The sequence below is a fragment of the Streptomyces sp. 8N706 genome (assembly GCF_052245415.1).
Classification (GTDB): Bacteria; Actinomycetota; Actinomycetes; order Streptomycetales; family Streptomycetaceae; genus Streptomyces.
The window spans coordinates 1-18317 of sequence record NZ_JBQQBW010000126.1 but is presented as its reverse complement, the minus strand read 5'-3'; the positions used below and the strand labels follow the sequence as shown (position 1 = coordinate 18317).

10 protein-coding genes and 3 pseudogenes are annotated in these 18317 nt (G+C 73.8%); 3 read left to right on the top strand and 10 right to left on the bottom strand.

Annotated features, from left to right (window positions below; translation table 11 throughout):
* From ACTWQE_RS29745 to ACTWQE_RS29725, 5 genes are all read right to left on the bottom strand, one after another.
* Nucleotides 1-991: zinc-ribbon domain-containing protein (locus ACTWQE_RS29745; protein ID WP_443332179.1), on the bottom strand; the 991-nt coding region annotated here is incomplete at its 3' end.
* Between the two features lie 12 nt (nucleotides 992-1003).
* On the bottom strand, nucleotides 1004-4045 hold the full coding sequence (locus tag ACTWQE_RS29740; RefSeq protein ID WP_443332178.1) for a tetratricopeptide repeat protein: 3042 nt from the start codon (nucleotides 4043-4045) through the stop codon (nucleotides 1004-1006).
* The gene (locus tag ACTWQE_RS29735) at nucleotides 4042-5379 is read right to left on the bottom strand and encodes a hypothetical protein (RefSeq protein ID WP_443332177.1); all 1338 of its coding nucleotides are present in this window, start codon (nucleotides 5377-5379) and stop codon (nucleotides 4042-4044) included. Before ACTWQE_RS29735 ends, ACTWQE_RS29740 begins: the two co-directional genes overlap by 4 nt.
* Nucleotides 5380-5541: 162 nt before the next feature.
* Entirely contained in the window at nucleotides 5542-6486 is a 945-nt protein-coding gene (locus tag ACTWQE_RS29730) for a glutamate ABC transporter substrate-binding protein (protein WP_443332176.1), read from the bottom strand.
* Nucleotides 6487-6557: 71 nt separating this feature from the next.
* Nucleotides 6558-7868, bottom strand: coding sequence for a hypothetical protein (locus tag ACTWQE_RS29725; protein ID WP_443332175.1), 1311 nt, complete (start codon nucleotides 7866-7868; stop codon nucleotides 6558-6560).
* A 458-nt stretch (nucleotides 7869-8326) separates the two neighbouring features.
* Here ACTWQE_RS29725 and ACTWQE_RS29720 point away from each other — a divergent pair, with 458 nt between their 5' ends.
* Complete coding sequence (locus ACTWQE_RS29720; RefSeq protein ID WP_443332174.1) at nucleotides 8327-8617, top strand: hypothetical protein; 291 nt, start codon at nucleotides 8327-8329, stop codon at nucleotides 8615-8617.
* A gap of 65 nt (nucleotides 8618-8682) precedes the next feature.
* On the opposite strand, the pseudogene ACTWQE_RS29715 reads toward ACTWQE_RS29720, so the two are convergent.
* The 4 genes and pseudogenes from ACTWQE_RS29715 to ACTWQE_RS29700 all read right to left on the bottom strand — a co-directional run bounded on the left by ACTWQE_RS29715 (nucleotide 8683) and on the right by ACTWQE_RS29700 (nucleotide 12692).
* Nucleotides 8683-9702 (bottom strand): annotated as a pseudogene (locus ACTWQE_RS29715) (N-acetylglucosamine kinase).
* 161 nt (nucleotides 9703-9863) lie between these two features.
* Nucleotides 9864-11165 carry a 6-phospho-beta-glucosidase gene (locus ACTWQE_RS29710; protein ID WP_443332173.1) on the bottom strand — a complete coding sequence of 434 codons (1302 nt, stop codon included), beginning with the start codon at nucleotides 11163-11165 and terminating at the stop codon, nucleotides 9864-9866.
* 5 nt (nucleotides 11166-11170) lie between these two features.
* A pseudogene (locus ACTWQE_RS29705) lies at nucleotides 11171-11278 on the bottom strand (carbohydrate ABC transporter permease); the annotation flags it as partial.
* A gap of 301 nt (nucleotides 11279-11579) precedes the next feature.
* Entirely contained in the window at nucleotides 11580-12692 is a 1113-nt protein-coding gene (locus ACTWQE_RS29700; protein ID WP_443332172.1) for a mechanosensitive ion channel family protein, read from the bottom strand.
* A 273-nt stretch (nucleotides 12693-12965) separates the two neighbouring features.
* Here ACTWQE_RS29700 and ACTWQE_RS29695 point away from each other — a divergent pair, with 273 nt between their 5' ends.
* Nucleotides 12966-13502 carry an HNH endonuclease gene (locus tag ACTWQE_RS29695; RefSeq protein WP_443332171.1) on the top strand — a complete coding sequence of 179 codons (537 nt, stop codon included), beginning with the start codon at nucleotides 12966-12968 and terminating at the stop codon, nucleotides 13500-13502.
* A 298-nt stretch (nucleotides 13503-13800) separates the two neighbouring features.
* Here ACTWQE_RS29695 and ACTWQE_RS29690 read toward each other — a convergent pair.
* Nucleotides 13801-16737, bottom strand: a pseudogene (locus ACTWQE_RS29690) (beta-N-acetylglucosaminidase domain-containing protein).
* A gap of 343 nt (nucleotides 16738-17080) precedes the next feature.
* On the opposite strand from ACTWQE_RS29690, the gene ACTWQE_RS29685 reads away from it, so the two are divergent.
* Nucleotides 17081-18317: amidase (locus tag ACTWQE_RS29685; protein WP_443332170.1), on the top strand; the 1237-nt coding region annotated here is incomplete at its 3' end.

The following is an 18317-nucleotide window of genomic DNA, read 5'->3' as shown; positions in this document are numbered from 1 at the left end:
CAGTGGGTGCGGGCAGGGAGTAGTCGTCCCCGTCGCCGGAACCGCTCGGAGCGGTGCTCGGCTCGGCCGCCGTGGCGCCGGAGTCGGTGGAGTGGGCCCCCGTGTCTCCGGGGCCCTGAGACAGCCCCGCTCCGGCCGGGGCACTGGCCCCCGGGTCCCCGGGGAGGTGCGTCTCCTGGGCCCCCGGGTGGCTGTCCCGAGAGGGCCCGGGCTGCCACGCCGCGGCGGGCGCCGCAGGAGGCGCCGAAGGGGGCGCGACTGGCTGCGGTGGTACGGGCGAGGCGGGCACCGCCGGAGCATGGGCGGGCGGCGGCGGGACGGCTGTGCCCGCTGCTCCGTAGGGGAGCCGGGTGTCGGGCTGCGGCGGTGGCGGCACGGGACCGCCGTCCGGCGCGGGCCCGGTGTGGGTCGCGTGCTCGGCGTCCGGGGCCTGCTCGGCGTGCGACGCGGTCCGGCTGTCCGGCGCAGGCCCCCTGGCCGGTACGGGCCCGCTGTTCGAGGCGTAGCTGTTGGTCGATACCGGCTCGCTGTCCGCTGCAGGGGTGTTGCCCGCAGCGGGGCAGGTGCTCGGGGCGTACCTGTTGGTCGGCACCGGCTCGCTGTCCGCCGCAGGCGTGCTGCCTGGCGCGGGGCCGGTGTCCGGTGCGCCGGTCCCCGGGGCGTGCTCGGTGGGCGGCGTGGTCCTGCCGCCCGGGGCGGGTCCACTCGCCGGTGGGGATCCGGCGCCTGGCGCGGGGGCGTTGTCCGGGGCGGGGCGGGCGTCCCATGAGAGGCCGCCGTCGGTATCCGCTCTGGGGTCCGGGGACGGCCGGGGGACGTCGCCCTTCGCGGGCGAGGGCCGGGCGGACCCATTGAGCGCGGCCGCGGACCGGCCCGTCGGCGGCGGCACCGCCGCCGCGAGGTCGGCGCCGCACGCGCCGCAAAAGTTGTCGCCCGACTCCAGCGGCTCATGGCAGCTCGGGCAGGCGGACAACTGGGGTGGCTGGGGCATCTGCGACATCTCTTACACCCATGTCCTGGGGCGGAAACGGTTGGCCCGCTCCACCAGTTCGATCCGCTCCTCGCCGCGCTGTGCCAGCCGTGCGAGTACGCGGTACGAGCGCTCCAGACCGAAGCGCAGGTCCCGCTCGTCCAGGCTGCTGCCGAGCAGCGAGCCCTGCCCACCGGGAACGGCGCCCTCCGGTGGCGCGCCGTGTCTCCCGGAGAGTACCCAGTCCAGCGCGCAGCCCAGTACCTCTGTGGAAAACTGCTCGCGGCGTACCGCGTCCAGGCCGAACTCCTGGAGCCGCTCCACCTGTCGGGCGGCGGCGGTGAGGTCGTCGAACAGCGGGTCCCGCGCCGCGCGCCGGCGCAGCCGGGCCCGTATGGACGCGACCCGGGCCGCCGTGTAGTGGATCGACGCCTCCGGTACGGATTCCAGGGCGCTCACCGCGCCCGTACGGTCCCCGGCGGCCAGCCGCACCCGGGCGAGGCCGAACGCCGCGCTCACATAGCTCGGGTCGGTCACCCATACGAGGTGGTAGTACTCGGCGGCGTTGTCCAACTGGCCCAGTACCTCGGCGCAGACACCGAGGGCCAGCTTCGGGGCGCACTCGCCGGGGAACGCGTCGTAGACGGCGTCGAAGGAGAGGGCCGCGGACTCGTGGTCACCGGTCGCGAGCGAGGCCACACCGCGGTACCAGACCACCCGCCAGTCGTCGGGGTGCTCGCCTTCCAGCTCTGCCAGCGTCCGGGCCGCGACGGCCGATTCACCCAGCTCCAACCGGGCGCGCAGTTCCCGGAGCCGTCGCTCCACCGAGTCACCCGGCGCGCCTTCCAGTGCGGCGAGCAACTCCGCGGGCGCGGAGGCCATCAGCCCCGCGAGGAATCCGGCGTTGGGGTCCCGGGGATCGACCCGGGGTACGGGCAGGGCGAGCACGGTGGCACGGGTGTCGAGTGGCGCGATTCCGGGGTGGGTGCCGTCACCGTCGGCGCCCGTGCCGAAGGGGTCGACCGGTGAGCCCGGCCCGACCGGTTCCGGTCCGCCCGGCCCGACGGCCACAGAGCCGTGCCCGACGGCCCCGCCGCCGGACGCCACCGCCGCGCCATACGCGCCGTGCACACCGGAACCGGAACCCCCGGAACCGGACCCGGAACCGGACCCGGAACCGGAACCTGACCCGGACCCGGAACCGGACCCGGAACCGGAACTGGACCCGGAACCAACCGTGCCGTACGGCGACGCCCCCATCCCGCCTCCTGCGTACGCGCCCGCGGCCCCGCTGCTCGCGAAGGGCGCCCCGCCATGGCCCCCGGCCCCGGCGCCGCTCTGCCCAACACTGGGCTGACCAGCGGCGCTTGCCGTCATCGCCCCGTACGGTCCGCCGTGTACGGCCTGGCCCGGCACGTGGCCCACCGGCCCGTACGAGCCTCCGGTGCCGCCCGCCGCAGGGTCCCCCGCCGCTCCGGTGGCGCGTTGCCCCACGCCCGCCTGCTGCCGCGGCACGGCGCCCGGCCCTGAGCCGGAATCCGAACCGGAACCCGGGCCGGACTTCCGCCCCGGCCGGAAGCGGCTCGTCCGCGCCGGGGCCGACCGGAGCCCCAGTACCGAGACCGCGCCCGAGTGCTCGGCGAACAACTGGGTGTCCGTGACCCGGAGTTCCGGCCCGAAGAGCGTGGACAGCGCGGGCCGCGGACGCCCCGTCCGGAGCGCCACGACCTCCCGCAGCACACCCGTCAGCTGCTCCGCCATCTCCTCGGCGGAGGCGAACCGCCGCGCCGGATCGGGATCCGTGGCACGGACCAGGAAGCGGTAGAAGGACTCGTAGCGGCGGAAGACCTCGATGTGGCCGGGGTCGGGCAGGCTGTCCACGAACACATTCGTGTAGCCCTGGAAGTCGAAGGTCAGCACCGCGAGCGTCCGCGCCACCGTGTAGAGGTCCGAGGCGACCGAGGGCCCGTACTCCGGCACCTCCGGCGCCTGGTAGCCGATCGTGCCGTAGATCGCGCTGTCCCGGTCGTCCATCCTGCGGACGGCGCCCATGTCGATCAGCTTGAGCTGGTCCTCCTGCTGGATGGCGTTGTCGACCTTGAAGTCGCAGTACAGCAGGTTCCGGGCGTGCAGATGAGCGAGCGCGTACAGCGTCTCCAGTCCGTACGCGCACGCCTGCTCGACGGGGAGCGGATCGCGGCGGCCGTCCGCGCCCCGCCGCTCGTTGGCGATGTCCTTCAGGGACTTGCCGCCGACGTACTCCATCACGATGTAGCCGTCGAGGCTGCCGGTCCGCTGGTCGAGGTGTTCGACGAAGTTGTAGATGCGGACGATGTTGGAGTGCTCGATCTCGGCCAGGAAGCGCCGCTCGGAGACCGCCGCGGCGAGCGCGTCCTCATCACCGCTGTCCAGCAGGCCCTTGAGGACCACCCAGCGGTCGGACACCGCCCGGTCCACCGCCAGATAGACCCAGCCGAGGCCGCCGTGCGCGAGACAGCCCGCCACCTCGTACTGGCCGTGCACGATGTCACCGGTCCTCAGCTTCGGCACGAAGGAGTACGGGTGGCCGCACTTGGTGCAGAAGCCCTCCGTGCGTCCCGGGCGGTCCCCGCGCGCACGGCCCACCGGCGCCCCGCAGTCGCCCCGGCTGCAGAATCGCTTCCGCTCGGGCACTTCGGGGTTTTCCAGGACCGCCGTCCGAGGATCCGGACGTGGCACCTCCGGGACTGAGACCAGCCCCGCACCCAGCTTGTTGCGGCCGGACGAGGCCGAGGAGGACCCGGAGCTGCGCACCGACACCGACCGCGCCGCCGCCCCGCCCGACGGCGAGCGGGACAGCCGCCCCGACACCGAGCGGCGGGAGGACGACGAGCGGGACGAGGGGCGTGAGCCGGCGCGGGAGGAGGAGCTCGACGCACTGTCCCGTTTTCCGCCGCCCGCGATTCCGGTGGGCGGTGAGGTCACCATCCCGTCGGGGGCCACGACCGGGGCCAGCCCGCAGGTGCCGCAGTACAGCTCGCCGCCGCCGAAGTCCTCGTACGACCCGGGGCAGCCGGGTCGCTGGCAGGTGTTCATCCGTCCCCCTCACGGTCCTCGGGACCGGCCTGTCTCGGCACCAGAACCTCCGCCGCCGCCTGCTGGTAACGCAACACCGCCTGTTCGGCGGCGCGCAGATTGCACGGCGCGCTCCACAGCATCCGTCGCGCCGCGTCGTACCGTTCGGTCAGCAGCGGGTCCTCCGCCATGCCGTGCCGGGCGACCTTCGCCTTGTACGCGTCGAGCCGGCCGCGCAGTTCGGCCCGTACGGCAAGCGGCGCGGTCACCGCCGTCAGCGACTCGCGGGCCCGCATCAGCTCGTCCTCCGCCCGCTCCTCCAGCGTGTCCAGCAGCGGGGAGAGCCGGTGCCACTGCGAGCGGCGCCGGTAGTCCGCCGCCGTCGCCAGCTGCTCGTGCAGCGCCGTCGCGGGGCCGCTCACCGCGGGCACCTCGGACGCGGCGATCTTCGCCAGGACCTCGCCGCGGGCCTCCCGCGCCTCGGTCAGCGTACGGTCGGCCCGGGACAGCATGTCGCGCAGGTGCAGCAGCCGTTGCTCGGCGTCCTGGCGCACGGCGAGGACGGCCTCGATGTCGCGGCGTACGTCCTCCAGGGCGCGGGCCGCCCGGTCGTAGCGGCCGGTGTCCGGACGGCCGCCGCCGGGCGCAGAGCTGCCCGAACGCGCCGGGCTCCAGAAGGCGAGCGGGTCGGAGACCACCGCGGTGCGCAGCCCCGTGAGCTCGTCGGTGATCCGCTCCAGGTCGTCCCCCGCCGGGTGTTCTCCGGGGCGTACGCCGACGGAGTGGGCGAGGGAGCGCGTGCGCTGCAGCTCGGCGGAGAGCAGATCGATACGGGCGGGCAGCGCGGACCAGACGGCGTCGGCCGCCACCACCAGGTCCAGGGTCTGCGCGTACCACCGGTTCATCCGCCCGACCAGCTCTTCGAGGCTCAACTGCTCGCTGAGGCGGGCGGGCCCGGTGATGTCGGGGGACAGCTCGAAAGCCGCGGTACCGCTCGGGCCGGTGGTGTGCGGGAGGGTGACGGCGGGGCCACGCAGCAGCCCGGTCAGTTCGACGAGGTCCTCGCGGGTCGGCCAGCGGCGCCGGGAGCGCAGTTCCCGGGCGGTCCGCAGCGCCGCGGTGTAGGCGTCGAAGTGTGTCCAGAGGAGCGTGATGACGTGTTCGGCGGAGGCCCAGCGGCTCTTGGTGGTGCCGGTCAGCTCGGCGCCCTCCAGGAGCCTTCGGCCCGCGTGGTCCTGAAGGGCGAGCAGTGAGGTCTCGATCGCCTCGTGCTCGGCGCCGAGCCTGGCCAGCGCGCGATCAACCTCGTCCCGGTCCATGACCGGGACGCCGCCGGTGGGTCCCGGAGCCCCCATCGATCACCTTTCTGTGCTCGCGGTGCGTGCAGCGTCTGCGCGGTCGGTCCTCATGCCGCGGTCGGTTCTCGTACTGCGGTCGGTTCTCGTACTGCGCTCGGTCGTTGTCCTGCGGTCGGTTCTCGTACGGTCGGTCTTGTGCCGCGGTCGGTTCTCGTCCGCTCAGTCCTTGTACTTGGGCGCGGGCGGACCGGTGATGCCGTCGAGGTCGGCCTCGAGCCAGCGCTTGTACGCCGTCATCCAACCGCTGTCGTCCCCACCCTTGCGGTAGTCCTCCAGGACGTTGTTCACCCGGCGTACCAGGTCTTCGTCGGCGAGATTCATCGCCACGCCGTACGGCTCCCGGGTGAACGGTTCACCGACCAGTTTCACCGAGGGGTCCTGGGCCGCCTGCCCCGCCGCGAGCGCGTTGTCCGTGATCACCGCGTCGGCCTGGCCGAGCTGCAGCCGTACCAGGCAGTCGAGTTGGTTGGGCACGGTCGTGACCGCGGCGCCGTGCGACTGCTTCCGCAACTCGCTCTCACCCGTCGACCCGGCCGCCGTACAGACCCTCTTGCCGCGCAGGGTGCTGTTGAACGCGGTGATCGGCGAGCCCCGCGGGACGAGCACCTGCTGCCCGGCCTCGAAGTAGGCGGTGGAGAAGGCGACCTGCTTGATGCGCTCGCAGTTGATGGTCATCGTCCGCACGATGAGGTCCACCTTGCGCTGTTCCAGGGCGGGTATGCGCTGATTGGTGGGGATGGCGCGGAAGACGACCCTGCCCTCGGGGCCCAGGATGTCCCTGGCCATGGCCCGCGCCAGATCGATGTCGAAGCCCTCGAGGTCGCCGGTGGCGGGGTTCCGGTAGCCCCAGCGGAAGCTGTTCTGGTCGACACCGGCGATCAAGTAGGCGCGCTTCTTGATGCGTTCGACGGCGGGCCCGCTCGCGCCCGAGGGCCGCAGACTCGCCTCCGGGTCCTTGCAGTCCCCCGCGGGCGACTGCCGCGGCCGGTCGGCCCCCGCTGCGGCCGGGGCCCTGATGGACCGGTCCGTGACGGTCCCGTCCGGGACGGCCCGGTGCTGTGCCAGCGGCAGCAGAGTCGCGGTGACCGCGCAGGCCACGGCCATACCCGCGACGCCTCCCCAGCCCCGTAGCCTCCGTGACGCCCGCATGGGTGAACGCCGCACTGGACCTCCCCTCACCGGTACTCCGACAGCCTGCGGCCGATGCCCAGCACGGCGCCTGTCGCGCCCAGCAGGGCCAGTACGGCGGCACCGGTCGGCAGCCCCGCCAACGCCCCCCGCCCGTCGTCCGCCGCCTCCCTGAACTCCTCCTGCTCGTGGGCCAGCGCCGCCGCCAGGTTCGCGTCCACCCGGTCGAAGGACGTGCCAGTGGTGCCGCCGTCGCCGATGACCTGCTCCAGCGCGTCCTCGTAGTTCCCGCCCTCGTCGGTCTTCCGGGCCTGCCTGTGGAGCGTCTGCCAGGTGCGGACCTCCGCCACGGCGCTGCGGACCGGCTCGCGCCCCTCGGCGTCGTCGGCCAGCAGCTCCGCCCTGGCCAGCAGGGTGCCCCGTCCGGCCTTCTCCGCCCCGTCACCCGCCAGTTCCGCCATACGCGCGCGGTAACCGGTCTCGTAGAAGTCCTTGCCGTCGGAGGTGAGCACCGCGCCACGGGCCACCAGGGTCAGACTCTCGTCACCGCGGGCCTGAAGAGTGCTGATACGGGCCTCGTTGAGGATCTGCAGCGACCTCGCCCCGTTCTCGTAGGACCCGTGGAGACCGCCGGCCGCCACGGCGTGTCCCGCGAGCAGCCACAGCAGGACGACGGTCGACGCGGCCATCGCCGTCAGCAGACCGTGGTTGAACACCCGGTTCGTACGGTGGTAGTCGCGGCGCTGGGCCCAGGCGAGCGCGGACAGGGCGGCAACGCCCGTGCCCAGGGCCGCCCACGGCCACGTCTCGGCGTCGTCGTAGTCCGCTTCGAGCCGGGTGGTCTCGGCCTCGTACAGCGCGCGGGCGGCGGGGAGCAGTGCGGTGCGCATCCGCTCGTTGGCGTACCGCAGATAGGCCCCGCCGAGCGGCAGGCCCTGCCGGTGGTTGGCGCGTGCCTGCTCGACCAGGCCGGTGTAGACGGGCAGTTGTTCGTTGAGCCGGGAGATCTGGCGGCGGGCCGAGGCCGACCCCTCGCTGTTGGCGGCGGCCTTCACCAGCAGCGCGGAGGCGGTGTCGATGTCCCGCTCGTACCGCTCCCGGACGTCGTGCGGCCACTGGCCGCCGGCCAGGAAGCCGGCCGCCGCGCTGGTGTCGGCGTCCGCGAGGGAGCGGTAGATGCTGGCGGCGTCGGCGCTGAGCGGCTGGCTCTGGAGCACGACGTCGTCCGCGGCGGCCGCGCGGTCCGCCACCTGCCAGGCCGTCACCGTGCCGAACGCGACGACGAGCGCGGCGAGTACGGCCCCGATGATCCGCAGTCGGCCGGGTTCCGTGGTCGCCCCGGATCTCAACCGGTCCATGCCCTCGGCCCACGCGGTCGGCCGCGCGGGGGCCGGTGGCGCCGCCGTGCCGCCTGTCGGCGGGTGTGTCACTGGACCTCCCCCTTGGTCGCTGACCGTGGCCCGTCGCCCGGCGCGGCCGTGGACAGGTGCACGGCCTGAAGTATGACCACAGGGACGGGCGTCCACACCGGATTGACTGGATCTTGTTCGGAACGCTACCGAACATACTGGTCGGCGGCCCATGGGGGCCTGACCCGCGACGTTCAAGACGCGTACGGTATCCGTTCGGTTCCCTTGCGTGGCCGGGCCGTTACGCGTGCGCGCCGACGTCCGTGAAGCAGCACGCGCCCGAGCGCGCCGGTGGGGCGCCGATGCGGCGTGCACCTCCATGCGCCCATGACGGTAAGTATTCTTCCGGATACGCTCGGCGGCCCCGACGGGACTGCCGAACGGCCCCTGCTTCTGGAGGTACGCCCATGCGACGCATCGCCACCACGCTCGGAATGCTCGCCGCGGCCGGACTGCTCGCCCTCGCCGTCCCTCAGACCGCCCTGGCGGCCTGGGGGGTGCTGACCGTCAACGGTGAGGCGTATGTGAACCCTCACGGCTGCTACCCCCTCCAGGGCTTCTCGTCCGGTATCGGCAATGACATGGACCAGTTGGCCTACGTCTTCACGGGCGCCGACTGCTCGGGCGAGCTGGACTCCGTCGTGCACCCGGGCCAGTACGGCCTCTCGGAGCTGGGGAACAGCGTGTACGTTCCCTGAGCACCGGACAGCCACCCCGTCGCGGGCCGCCCCTTTATCGGGGGGGGGGCGGCCCGCGGCAGCTCTCAGGAGTGGCCGGGGCCGTAGTGCTCCCGCAGCCGCGCATGGACCTCCGGTGGCGCGCCGGTGCGGTCCAGGCCCATCAGAGCCGCGCCCAGCACCGGCGGTGCGGTGACCACCCGGAGGACGGCCTTCGGTGCCCTCGTGGAGAGCAACTCCGCGACACGGTCGTGCAGCAGGGGATGACGGGCGGTGAGGACGCTGCCGCCGAGCAGCACCGGGGTCTCCTCGTCGAGCAGGCCGAGCCGGGACAGGGCGACGGACGCCAGCGCGACGATCTCCTCGGCCTGCCGGTGCACGAGGGAGCGGGCGACCGCGTCACCGGCCGATGCCGTCTCGAAGAGCACCGGCGTGAGTTCGTGCTTGCGCGCGCCCGGGACTCGCCCCAGATGCAGCGCCTCGATCAGCGCGTACATGGAGGGCAGCCCGAAGTGCTCGGGGAGCTTGTGCGCGAGAGCGGTCGGCTCTCCGCGGCCGTCCTCCGCCCGCGCCGCGAACCACAGCGCCTCCTCGGCGAGCCCTCCGCCGCCGCCCCAGTCGCCGGAGATCCGGCCGACCGCGGGGAAGCGGGCGGTCCGGCCGTCCGGCAGCATGCCCACGCAGTTGATGCCCGCGCCGCACACCACGGCGACTCCGCGCGGCTCGTCCACGCCCGCCCGGAGGAGGGCGAAAGTGTCATTGGCGACCCGTGTCGTACGGGCCCAGCCGCGCGCGTGCACGGCCTCCTGCAACTGGCGTTCCTCGGCAGGGAGATCGGCGTTGGCCAGGCAGGCGGAGACATGTGCGGCGTACGGCGGGGTGCCCGGGGCGGGCCCGGCCGCCGCGACGGCCGCCATGACCGTCTAGGCGAGGGCGTCCACCGCGGGCCCGACGCCCACCGCCGGCGGGCGGAAGCCGCCGCCGCGGGCGGTGCCGAGGATGCTGCCGTCGGGACCGGTGAGGACCACATCGGTCTTGCTGTTGCCCGCGTCGATGGCCAGCACCGAGCCGTTCGGAAAGCGGCAGTCCGGATCCCGGGCGTGCAGATCTCGGGCGTGCGGGTCTCGGGCGTGCGGGTCCTGGCCGTTCACATCGCGGCCGTGACGATCCGGGCCGTCCGGATCCCGGCCGTGACGATCCGGGCCGCTCCGATGTCCGCCGTGACGATCCCGGCCATTCCGACCCTGGCCATGTCCATCCCGGCTGTTCAGGTCCACGCCAGGTACTCCCGGTTGTGAGCGATGAGACGGTCCGTCAGGGCCTCGGCGGCCTCGTACTGGCCGATGAGCGGATGTGCGAGCAGCGCCTTGAAGACACGGTCGCGGCCGCCGCGCAGCGCGGCGTCCAGGGCCAGGTCCTCATAGGCGCTGACGCTCGCGACCAACCCGGCGTACAGCGGATCGAGCGCGGCCGCGGGCAGCGGCCGCGCACCCGTCGGGCCGATCCGTGCGGGCACCTCGATCACGGCGTCGTCCGGCAGGAACGGCAGCGTGCCTCCGTTGCGGACGTTGACCACCTGCACATCACCCGGTCCGTCCTGCAGCAGTGAGGAGGCCAGGGCGACCGCGGCGTCCGAGTAGTGGGCCCCGCCGCGCCGGGCGAGGAGCGCGGGCTTCTCCTCGAGCGCCGGGTCGCCGTACAGGGCGAGCAGCTGCTTCTCCATCGCCGCGACCTCGGCGGCCCGGGACGGCTTGCCTCTCAGCTCCGCCACGACGTCGTCATGGGCGTAGAAGTAGCGCAGATAGTACGAGGGGACGACGCCGAGCCGGTCGAGAACGGTCCGGGGGAGGCGCAGATCACGGGCGATCGCACCGCCGTGCTCGGCGAGGAGCGCGGGCAGCAGGTCCTCGCCGTCGGGGCCCCCGAGACGTACGGCTCGCTCCCAGGTGAGGTGGTTGAGCCCGATGTGGTCCAGATGCAGTTCCTCCGGGCGCACCTCGAGGAGCGCGGCGAACTTCCGCTGGAGGCCGATGGCGACATTGCACAGACCGACGGCCCGGTGACCGGCCCGGAGCAGGGCGCGGGTCACGATGCCGACCGGATTGGTGAAGTCGATGATCCACGCGTCCGGGTTCGCCCGGCGCACCCGCTCGGCGATACCGAGGACCACGGGTACGGTGCGCAGCGCCTTGGCGAGGCCGCCGGCGCCGGTCGTCTCCTGTCCGACGCAGCCGCAGTCCAGGGGCCAGGTCTCGTCCCGCTCACGTGCCGACTGTCCCCCGACACGCAGCTGGAGAAGGACGGCGTCGGCCCCGTCCACGCCCCGGTCGAGGTCGGAGGTGGTGACGATACGGCCGCTGTGGCCCTGCTTGGCGAAGATCCGGCGGGCGAGGCCGCCGACGAGCTCCAGCCGGTCCGCGGCCGGGTCGATCAGCACCAGTTCGGTGAGGGGTAAGGACTCACGCAGGCGGGCGAATCCGTCGACGAGTTCGGGGGTGTAGGTGGACCCGCCACCGACGACGGCGACCTTTCGCGGGCGCGGGGTCCGCCCCCGGGGAGAATGCGGCATGAGGCCTTCCCTCCTGTCGGTGTCACGCCTTCGGCACACGCCTTCCGGGCGAGGAGGAAGACGAGAATGACCTGGGCCATGACCAGGACGGTCGCGGCCACCGTGAGATTCCAGTAGAGCAGGCGGTGCTCCTGCCGGGGGCCGTCAGCGGGAGGTGGGAACACCTCGTCGCGCGTGGTCGCGAGAGCGCTCTGCAACGGTCCGCAGATCACAGGGCGCTGCTGTACGGCTCCGATCATGAGCCGGGGGCGGTGCGCGGCGGGCTTGCCCTGGACAAGCCGCCGTCGCCCCGGCGTCACATGGCCGCATGGCAATCGACGCCATGCGTCGGACGGCGGCGCAGGGCGGCGGGTGAAAGCCCGACGGCCCCCTCCGTGGACGGAGAGGGCCGTGGGAGCGGACGGATAGGAGCCGCTACTTGGAGAGGCTCGTGCCGCTGGACGAGGAGGCGGCGGTTGCGGGCGGGGCCGGGGACGCGGACGGGGCCGGGGACTGGAGGGGCGAGGCGTTCACGGACTGCGGCGAGCTGTCGCTGGCCAGCGCGGACGGGGCGGCCATGCCCGCCGTCGGGTCGGGCACCCCCTGCGCAGCGGCCTCCAGCGGCATGCCGCCGACGATCCGGATGTCCGCGGCGTCGAAAGCCTGTTTGATCCGCCAGCGCAGCTCCCGTTCCACGCCCAGGGCCTTGCCGGGCATCGTCTTGGCCTGCGTACGGATCACCATCGAGTCCAGGGTCACCGAGTCCAGGCCCAGCACCTCCACAGGGCCCCACAGCCGCTCGTTCCAGGGCTCGTCCTTGGCCATCGCCTCACCGGCGGCCTCGATGGCCCTGCGGGCGCCCTCCAGGTCCTCGTCGTAGCGGACCGGTACGTCCACGGCCGCCGTGGCCCAGCCCTGGCTCTTGTTGCCGATCCGCTTCACTTCGCCGTTGCGGATGTACCAGATCTCGCCCTCGTCGCCGCGCAGCTTGGTGACCCGCAGCCCGACCTCGATCACCTCGCCGGAGGCGACCCCCGCGTCGATTGTGTCGCCCACCCCGTACTGGTCCTCGAGGATCATGAAGACGCCCGAGAGGAAGTCGGTCACCAGATTGCGGGCACCGAAGCCGAGGGCCACACCCGCGACGCCCGCGCTGGCGAGCAGCGGGGCCAGATTGATGTTCAGAACCGACAGCACCGTGAGCGCCGCCGTGCCAAGAATCACAAAAGAAGTGACACTTCTGAGCACCGAACCGATGGCCTCGGAGCGCTGCCGCCGCCGCTCGGCGTTCACCAGCAGACCGCCCAGCGCGGTGCCGTCCACGGCCTGGGCGGTGCGGTTCATCCGGGTGATGAACTTGGTGATCGCCTTGCGGACCACGGATCGCAGCACCATCGCGATCACGACGATCAGGAGGATGCGCAGGCCTGCGGCCAGCCAGGCGGACCAGTTCTGCTCCACCCAGCCCGCCGCCTGGGACGCGTTGTCCTGCGCCTCTCGGAGCGAGGGCGCCTCGGTAGTCGTGCCGTCGGCGAACAACCAGGACACAGCCGGAACCTTCCGTGGGGGAACGGGGGCCGCGGGGGCGGCCCGCCCGCCAGGACGTGCGCGGGCGGACCAACCACACTAACGGGGCAAGACAGGTGATCCGTTGCTCTGTTCGAGAGAGGGCGGGTTTGGGAGCGGGAAGAACAGGGTGTGGTCGAAAACACTCTTGATGCGTTACCGGGACGTGGTGGCGCCGCGACCAGGCCTGAGGAGAAACTGAGAACAGATCGTCCCGGCGCGAGCCACGCGCCGCCGGCGTACAAGGAGGCACCCGTGCCGCATGTCCTGGTCCTCAACGCGTCGTACGAGCCGCTCGGCGTCGTACCGCTCCGCCGCGCGCTCATCCTCGTTCTCAATGACAAGGCCATCAGCCTCGAGGATTCCGGCGCCCTGATGCACAGTGCGACCCGCGTCGTCCCCGCGCCCAGCGTCGTCCGTCTGAAGCGTTTCGTGCGGGTGCCCTTCCGGGGGCCCGTCCCGCTCACCCGCCGCGCCCTGTTCGCCCGTGACGGCGGCCGGTGCGCGTACTGCGGTGCCGTCGCAACCAGCGTCGATCACGTCATTCCGCGCAGCCGCGGCGGTCAGCACGCCTGGGAGAACGTCGTCGCGGCCTGCCGCCGCTGCAATCACGTCAAGGCCGACCGGCACGTCGCCGAGCTGGGCTGGCGGCTGCGGCACCAGCCCGCCCCGCCGTCCGGTCTGGCGTGGCGGATCATCGGCACGGGGCATAGGGATCCGCGCTGGCTGCCATACTTGCAGCCGTACGGCGCGGACGACGCCATGGCCCGGATCGATGGCATATCTGCCTGAGACCGGGCCTTCGTCATCCCCGTGTGAGCCGTGTGAGCCGGCGCGAGGACCGGCCGGACACCGGGACCGGGGCCCGGGCCGCCTCATGGTGCCTCGGCCGGTGACAGCACGGGTGCACGGCCGGTGACCGTCGGGCCGTACGGGTGCTCCGGCCGCTGATGACGCGGGTGCGCGGGTGTACGGGTGCTCCGGCCGGTGACGGCGCAGGTGCGTGCGGTGCCTCGGCCGTTGAGGCGCAGGTGCGTGCGTGCGGTCCCTCAGCCCGTGACGGCGCAGGTGCGTGCGTGCGTGCGGTGCCTCAGCCCGTGACGGCGTAGGCCTCCACCGACCACAGTGAGTAGCCGAAGCGGGTGGCGCGCCTGTCGCCCTGGATCCGGAGGAAACGGGTGTCCGGCGGCGCGTCCATACGGACCGACTCCCGGCCGCCCCTGCCGTCCCGGACCGTCGCGGCCGTACGCCAGCGGCGGCCGTCGGACGAGACCTGGACGCGGTATCCGGCGGCGTACGCGTCCTGCCAGCGCAGCACGACCTGACCGACCCGGGCGGGCCGCTCCAGCTCCACCTGGAGCCAGGCACCGTCCTCGGCGCGGGAGGACCAGCGGGAGCGCGCGTCGCCGTCGACAGCCGCCGACGCGGGGAAGTCCGCGGTCTCGTCCCCGGAGGACGTGGCCTTCGCACCACGCGCGAGATCCGGGCCACCGGTCCGCGGATAGGCCCGTACGGTCAGCGTGCGCTGCTCGCCGCCGAAGTCGAGGGGTACCTCGTAGCTGCCGGAGGGGGTGCTCTCGGGCACCGTGACCTTCACCGGCACGGCCACCGTCGATCCGCGCGGCACATCCGTCCCCTCGGGTACGTCGACCCGGACGCCCTTCGGCGGGCGGGCCACCAGCCTGCCCCGTACGCCCGAGGGGCGCCCCGAGGTGACCTCTGCCGCGACGGTCTGCGGGCCGCCGCCGATCTCGGCGTCCGTCTCGCCGCGACTCAGCCGCAGCCGCGCCGCGGGGGTGTCCGTGAACCACGGCACCATGCCGTGCACCTCCGGCGCCCTGCCGTCCGCGGGCCAGGCGAGCCGCAGCGCGTCCGCCCGTACGCCCTTGGCCTACACCTACGTCCACCCGTCGGCGGACAGATCCCTGATCCGCCGCCAGCCCTCGCCCGGCACATGCACCTGCACCGCGGCGGCCGTGTCACCGCCGGGCTCGGTCAGTACGGTCACCGTGTCCAGCGGACGGCTGCGGTCCAGGCCCAGGGTCAGATCGGCGGGACCCTCCGTGTACGAGGTGCGGGGCTGGGCGCGGTCCGCACCGGTCCAGGTGGCGGCCTGGTCGAGCGCCTTCGCCAGGAAGGGCGACAGCACGCCCTTGCCCACGGTCGCGGGTTCGCCGGCGATCTCCTTGCGCGCCGCGCGGACGTCGAGCTGGGCCTTCCAGGCCCCGGCGCCGTCCCCGCGCGCCTGGGCGAGGAGCATGTCGACCGCGCGCCCGCCCGCCGCGCCGTAGCGGGCCAGCTGGTCCAGCCAGGGGCCTACGTCCTGCGCGAGCGGGCCCCCCGACAGCCGCCGCGGGGCCTCCCGCATGACCCGGAACGCCTCGCGCAGTCGGCGGGCCGCCGCCTCCAGCCTCGCGCGGTCCGTGCCGTCGTACGCGGCCCACAGATCCGCGATCAGCGGCCGCAGATACGCGGACTCGTCACCGCCCAGCACGGACGAGGAGTCGTTGCCCGCGAGCGCCTCCACCGCCTCGCGGGCGCGGCGGTCGCCGCCCGCGAGATCGGTCATGGCTGCCTGCCAGGACTCCTGGGGGCGGTAGCCGCGCGGATTCCAGGCGAAGTCGGCCGCGGTGAACAGCGGGATGCGGGAAGCGGCGGGCTGCTCCATGGCATTGGCCAGCAGGGCGGCCGAGCCGGTGGCCACAGCGGGCTCACGGCCGGTGTACGGGCCGAGGTGGATGCGGTCCTGCGCGTAGTCGTTGACGGGGTAGTTGTCCATCGTGAACAGCGGGTGCTCCCCGAACGCCGCACGGGCGCCCTGGAGTTCACCGCCGGTGATGGTCTTCGGCACCACACCCACACCGGTCCATGCCACCTCCACGCGCGCGTGGAGCGCGTCCGCCAGGGCGCGGCGGTAGGCGGTGGCGCCGTCCTGGTAGTACTCGGTGGGCATCAGCGAGAGCGCGGGAGCCTCCGGGTGGCGCTCGGCCAGGTGCCGCGCCACCACGTTCGCGACGCGCGCCTGTGCCTCCGCCGCCGCCTCGGGGCCCGAACCGAACCGGTCGGTGTCCTCGCCGCAGTGCCACTCGCTGTAGCTCACATCCTGGAACTGCAGCTGGAAGGTGCGCACGCCCAGCGCCCACATGGCCTCGACCTTGCGGTTCAGCGCCCTGAGGTCGTCGTCGGAGGAGAAGCACAGCGCCTGGCCGGGGGCGACGGCCCAGCCGAGGGTGACGTGATTGCGCCGGGCACGGTCGGCCAGCTCGCGGAACGCGGCGCGCTCCTCGGCCGGGTACGGCTCCCGCCAGCGGGCCTGGCGGTACGGGTCGTCACCGGGCGCGTACAGATACCGATTCTGCTTGGTGCGGCCCATGAAGTCGATCTGGGCGAGCCGCTGGTCGAGGGACCAGGGGGAGCCGTAGAAGCCCTCGGTCATCCCGCGCACGGCGGTCGCGGGCCAGTCCCTCACGACGACCCCGGCGAAGGACCTGGCGCCGTCGTGGCCGGCGGCCAACTGCCGCAGGGTCTGCGCGGCATGGAAGAGACCGTCGGCGCCGACGCCGTCGAGCGCCACGACCTCGCGCCGGCCGACCCGGCCCGACGCGAGCCGGTAGCCCCCGGAGGGAAGATCCCCGCGCGCGGGTGCACGCAGGGCGTGCAACGCCTCTTGTGCGCCCCGCTCGTCGGCGCGTACGACCAGCCCGTCCGGGGGCAGGGCGGCGCCGGGGCGGACGTCGACGACCGTACGGGCCCCCGCCGAGCGCAGCGCGGTGCGCAGCGCGTCCAGGGCGTACGGGTCGGTGGTGGCGTCGGCGACGAGGACGACCCGGTCGCCGACACGGACGGACGGACCCTTGGCGCGCAGATCCTGCGGACGCGGCCAGACCGCCGGTACGCCGCCGGCGCTCTCCCGGTCCTCAGCGGCGGCCGTGGAGCCGTCGGGCTGCGGCGGAGCGGCGACCGCGCCGGGGGCGCCGCCGATCAGCCCGCCGATGACCGCGGCGGCCAGCGCCGTGGCCCCGGCCACCCGCCCTCCGCGTTCCCTGCGCGCGTCCGGCCTCGCCCCCCTGAACTGCACGGCCTTCTCCTCGCCCGGTCGGTGTCGTGCCGATGGGCATCGAGCCCACCATCCGCTTGAGGCAGGTGTCAACGCGGGTGACCGTTGTGCGGCGATTGGCTCCATGTGGTGCCGCGTGCACGCTCTCCCCGGAGTCCCCTGCCGTACGAATCGGTGCGCATCGTACGGCGAAGGCCCCGACGCCACCGCCACCGCCGCGGCGGACCGCCCCCCGGGGTACGGCTCCGGTGGCGCCGCGCACGGTTGTCCACAGGCTCCGGACCGCCGCCCCCTGCCGCCGTACAGTGGCCCAATGGCCGATCCGCATGAGTTGACGATGATCGAGCAGGCAGCGGCGATCCGGCTCGGCGAGCTGTCGCCCGTCGAGCTCGCCGAGCACTATCTGCGGCGAATCGAGCGCCTCGACAGTGCCGTCGGCGCGTATCTGACGGTCACCGCGGAGCGCGCGCTCGAGGACGCCCGGCGGGCGGAGCGCCGCCTCGCGGGCGGCGGCGACCCCCGGGAACTGCCGCCGCTGCTCGGTGTGCCCCTGCCGGTCAAGGACCTCGACCCCGTGCCCGGCGTCCGCTGGACCGCCGGATCGGCCGTCTGCGCCGACCGGATCGCCCCGCCCGAGGCCGCCACACATCTCGTCGGGCTGCTGGAGCGCGCGGGCACCGTGCTGCTCGGCAAGACCAACACCCCCGAGTTCGGGCTGCCCGCCTACACCGAGAGCCGGATCGGCCCGCCCGCCCGCACCCCGTACGCTCCGGCGCTCGGCGCGGGCGGCTCCAGCGGCGGGGCGGCCGCTGCCGTGGCGGCGGGGCTCGCGCCCGCCGCGCAGGGCAGCGACGGCGGCGGTTCCATCCGTATCCCGGCGAGCTGCTGCGGGATCGTCGGCATCAAGCCCAGCCGGGGCAGGATCAGCCCGGCCCCGCTGGGCGATGTCAGCGGACTGGCCACCGTGGGCCCGCTCGCGCGTACCGTCCGGGACGCGGCCGCACTGCTGGACGTGATGGCCGGACCGGTTCCGGGCGACCCGATTCCGGTAGCCGCGCCCGCCACGCCCTTCCTCCAGTGGTGCGAGCGTCCCCCCGCCCGGCTGCGGATCGCCCGCTGGGCCCGCCCCGACGTGCCGGGGGTCACGGTGGAGCCGGAGGTGCTCGCGGCGTACGAGAAGACCGCCGCGCTCCTCGCCGAGCTGGGCCATGACGTCGTGGAGATCGACCAGCCGCTGCGCCCCGGCGACCGGGACGCCTTCACGCCCGTCTGGGCGGTGCTGGCCGGGCTCGCGCCGGTACCGCCCCAGCGCGAGGCGGAGCTGATGCCCCTCACCCGCTGGCTGCGTGAGCAGGGGCGGGCGGCGAGCGGGCTGGAGTACGCGCGTGCGCTGGCCGCCATGCAGGCGGTGGGACGCCGTCTCGCCGCCGCCGTCGCCCCCTACGACGCGGTGCTCACCCCGACGCTCGCCCGGCTCCCGCAGCCGGTCGGTGGCCTGAGGAACGATGCCGACCCGGCCGCCGACTTCGACGCCCAGGTCGCCTTCACCC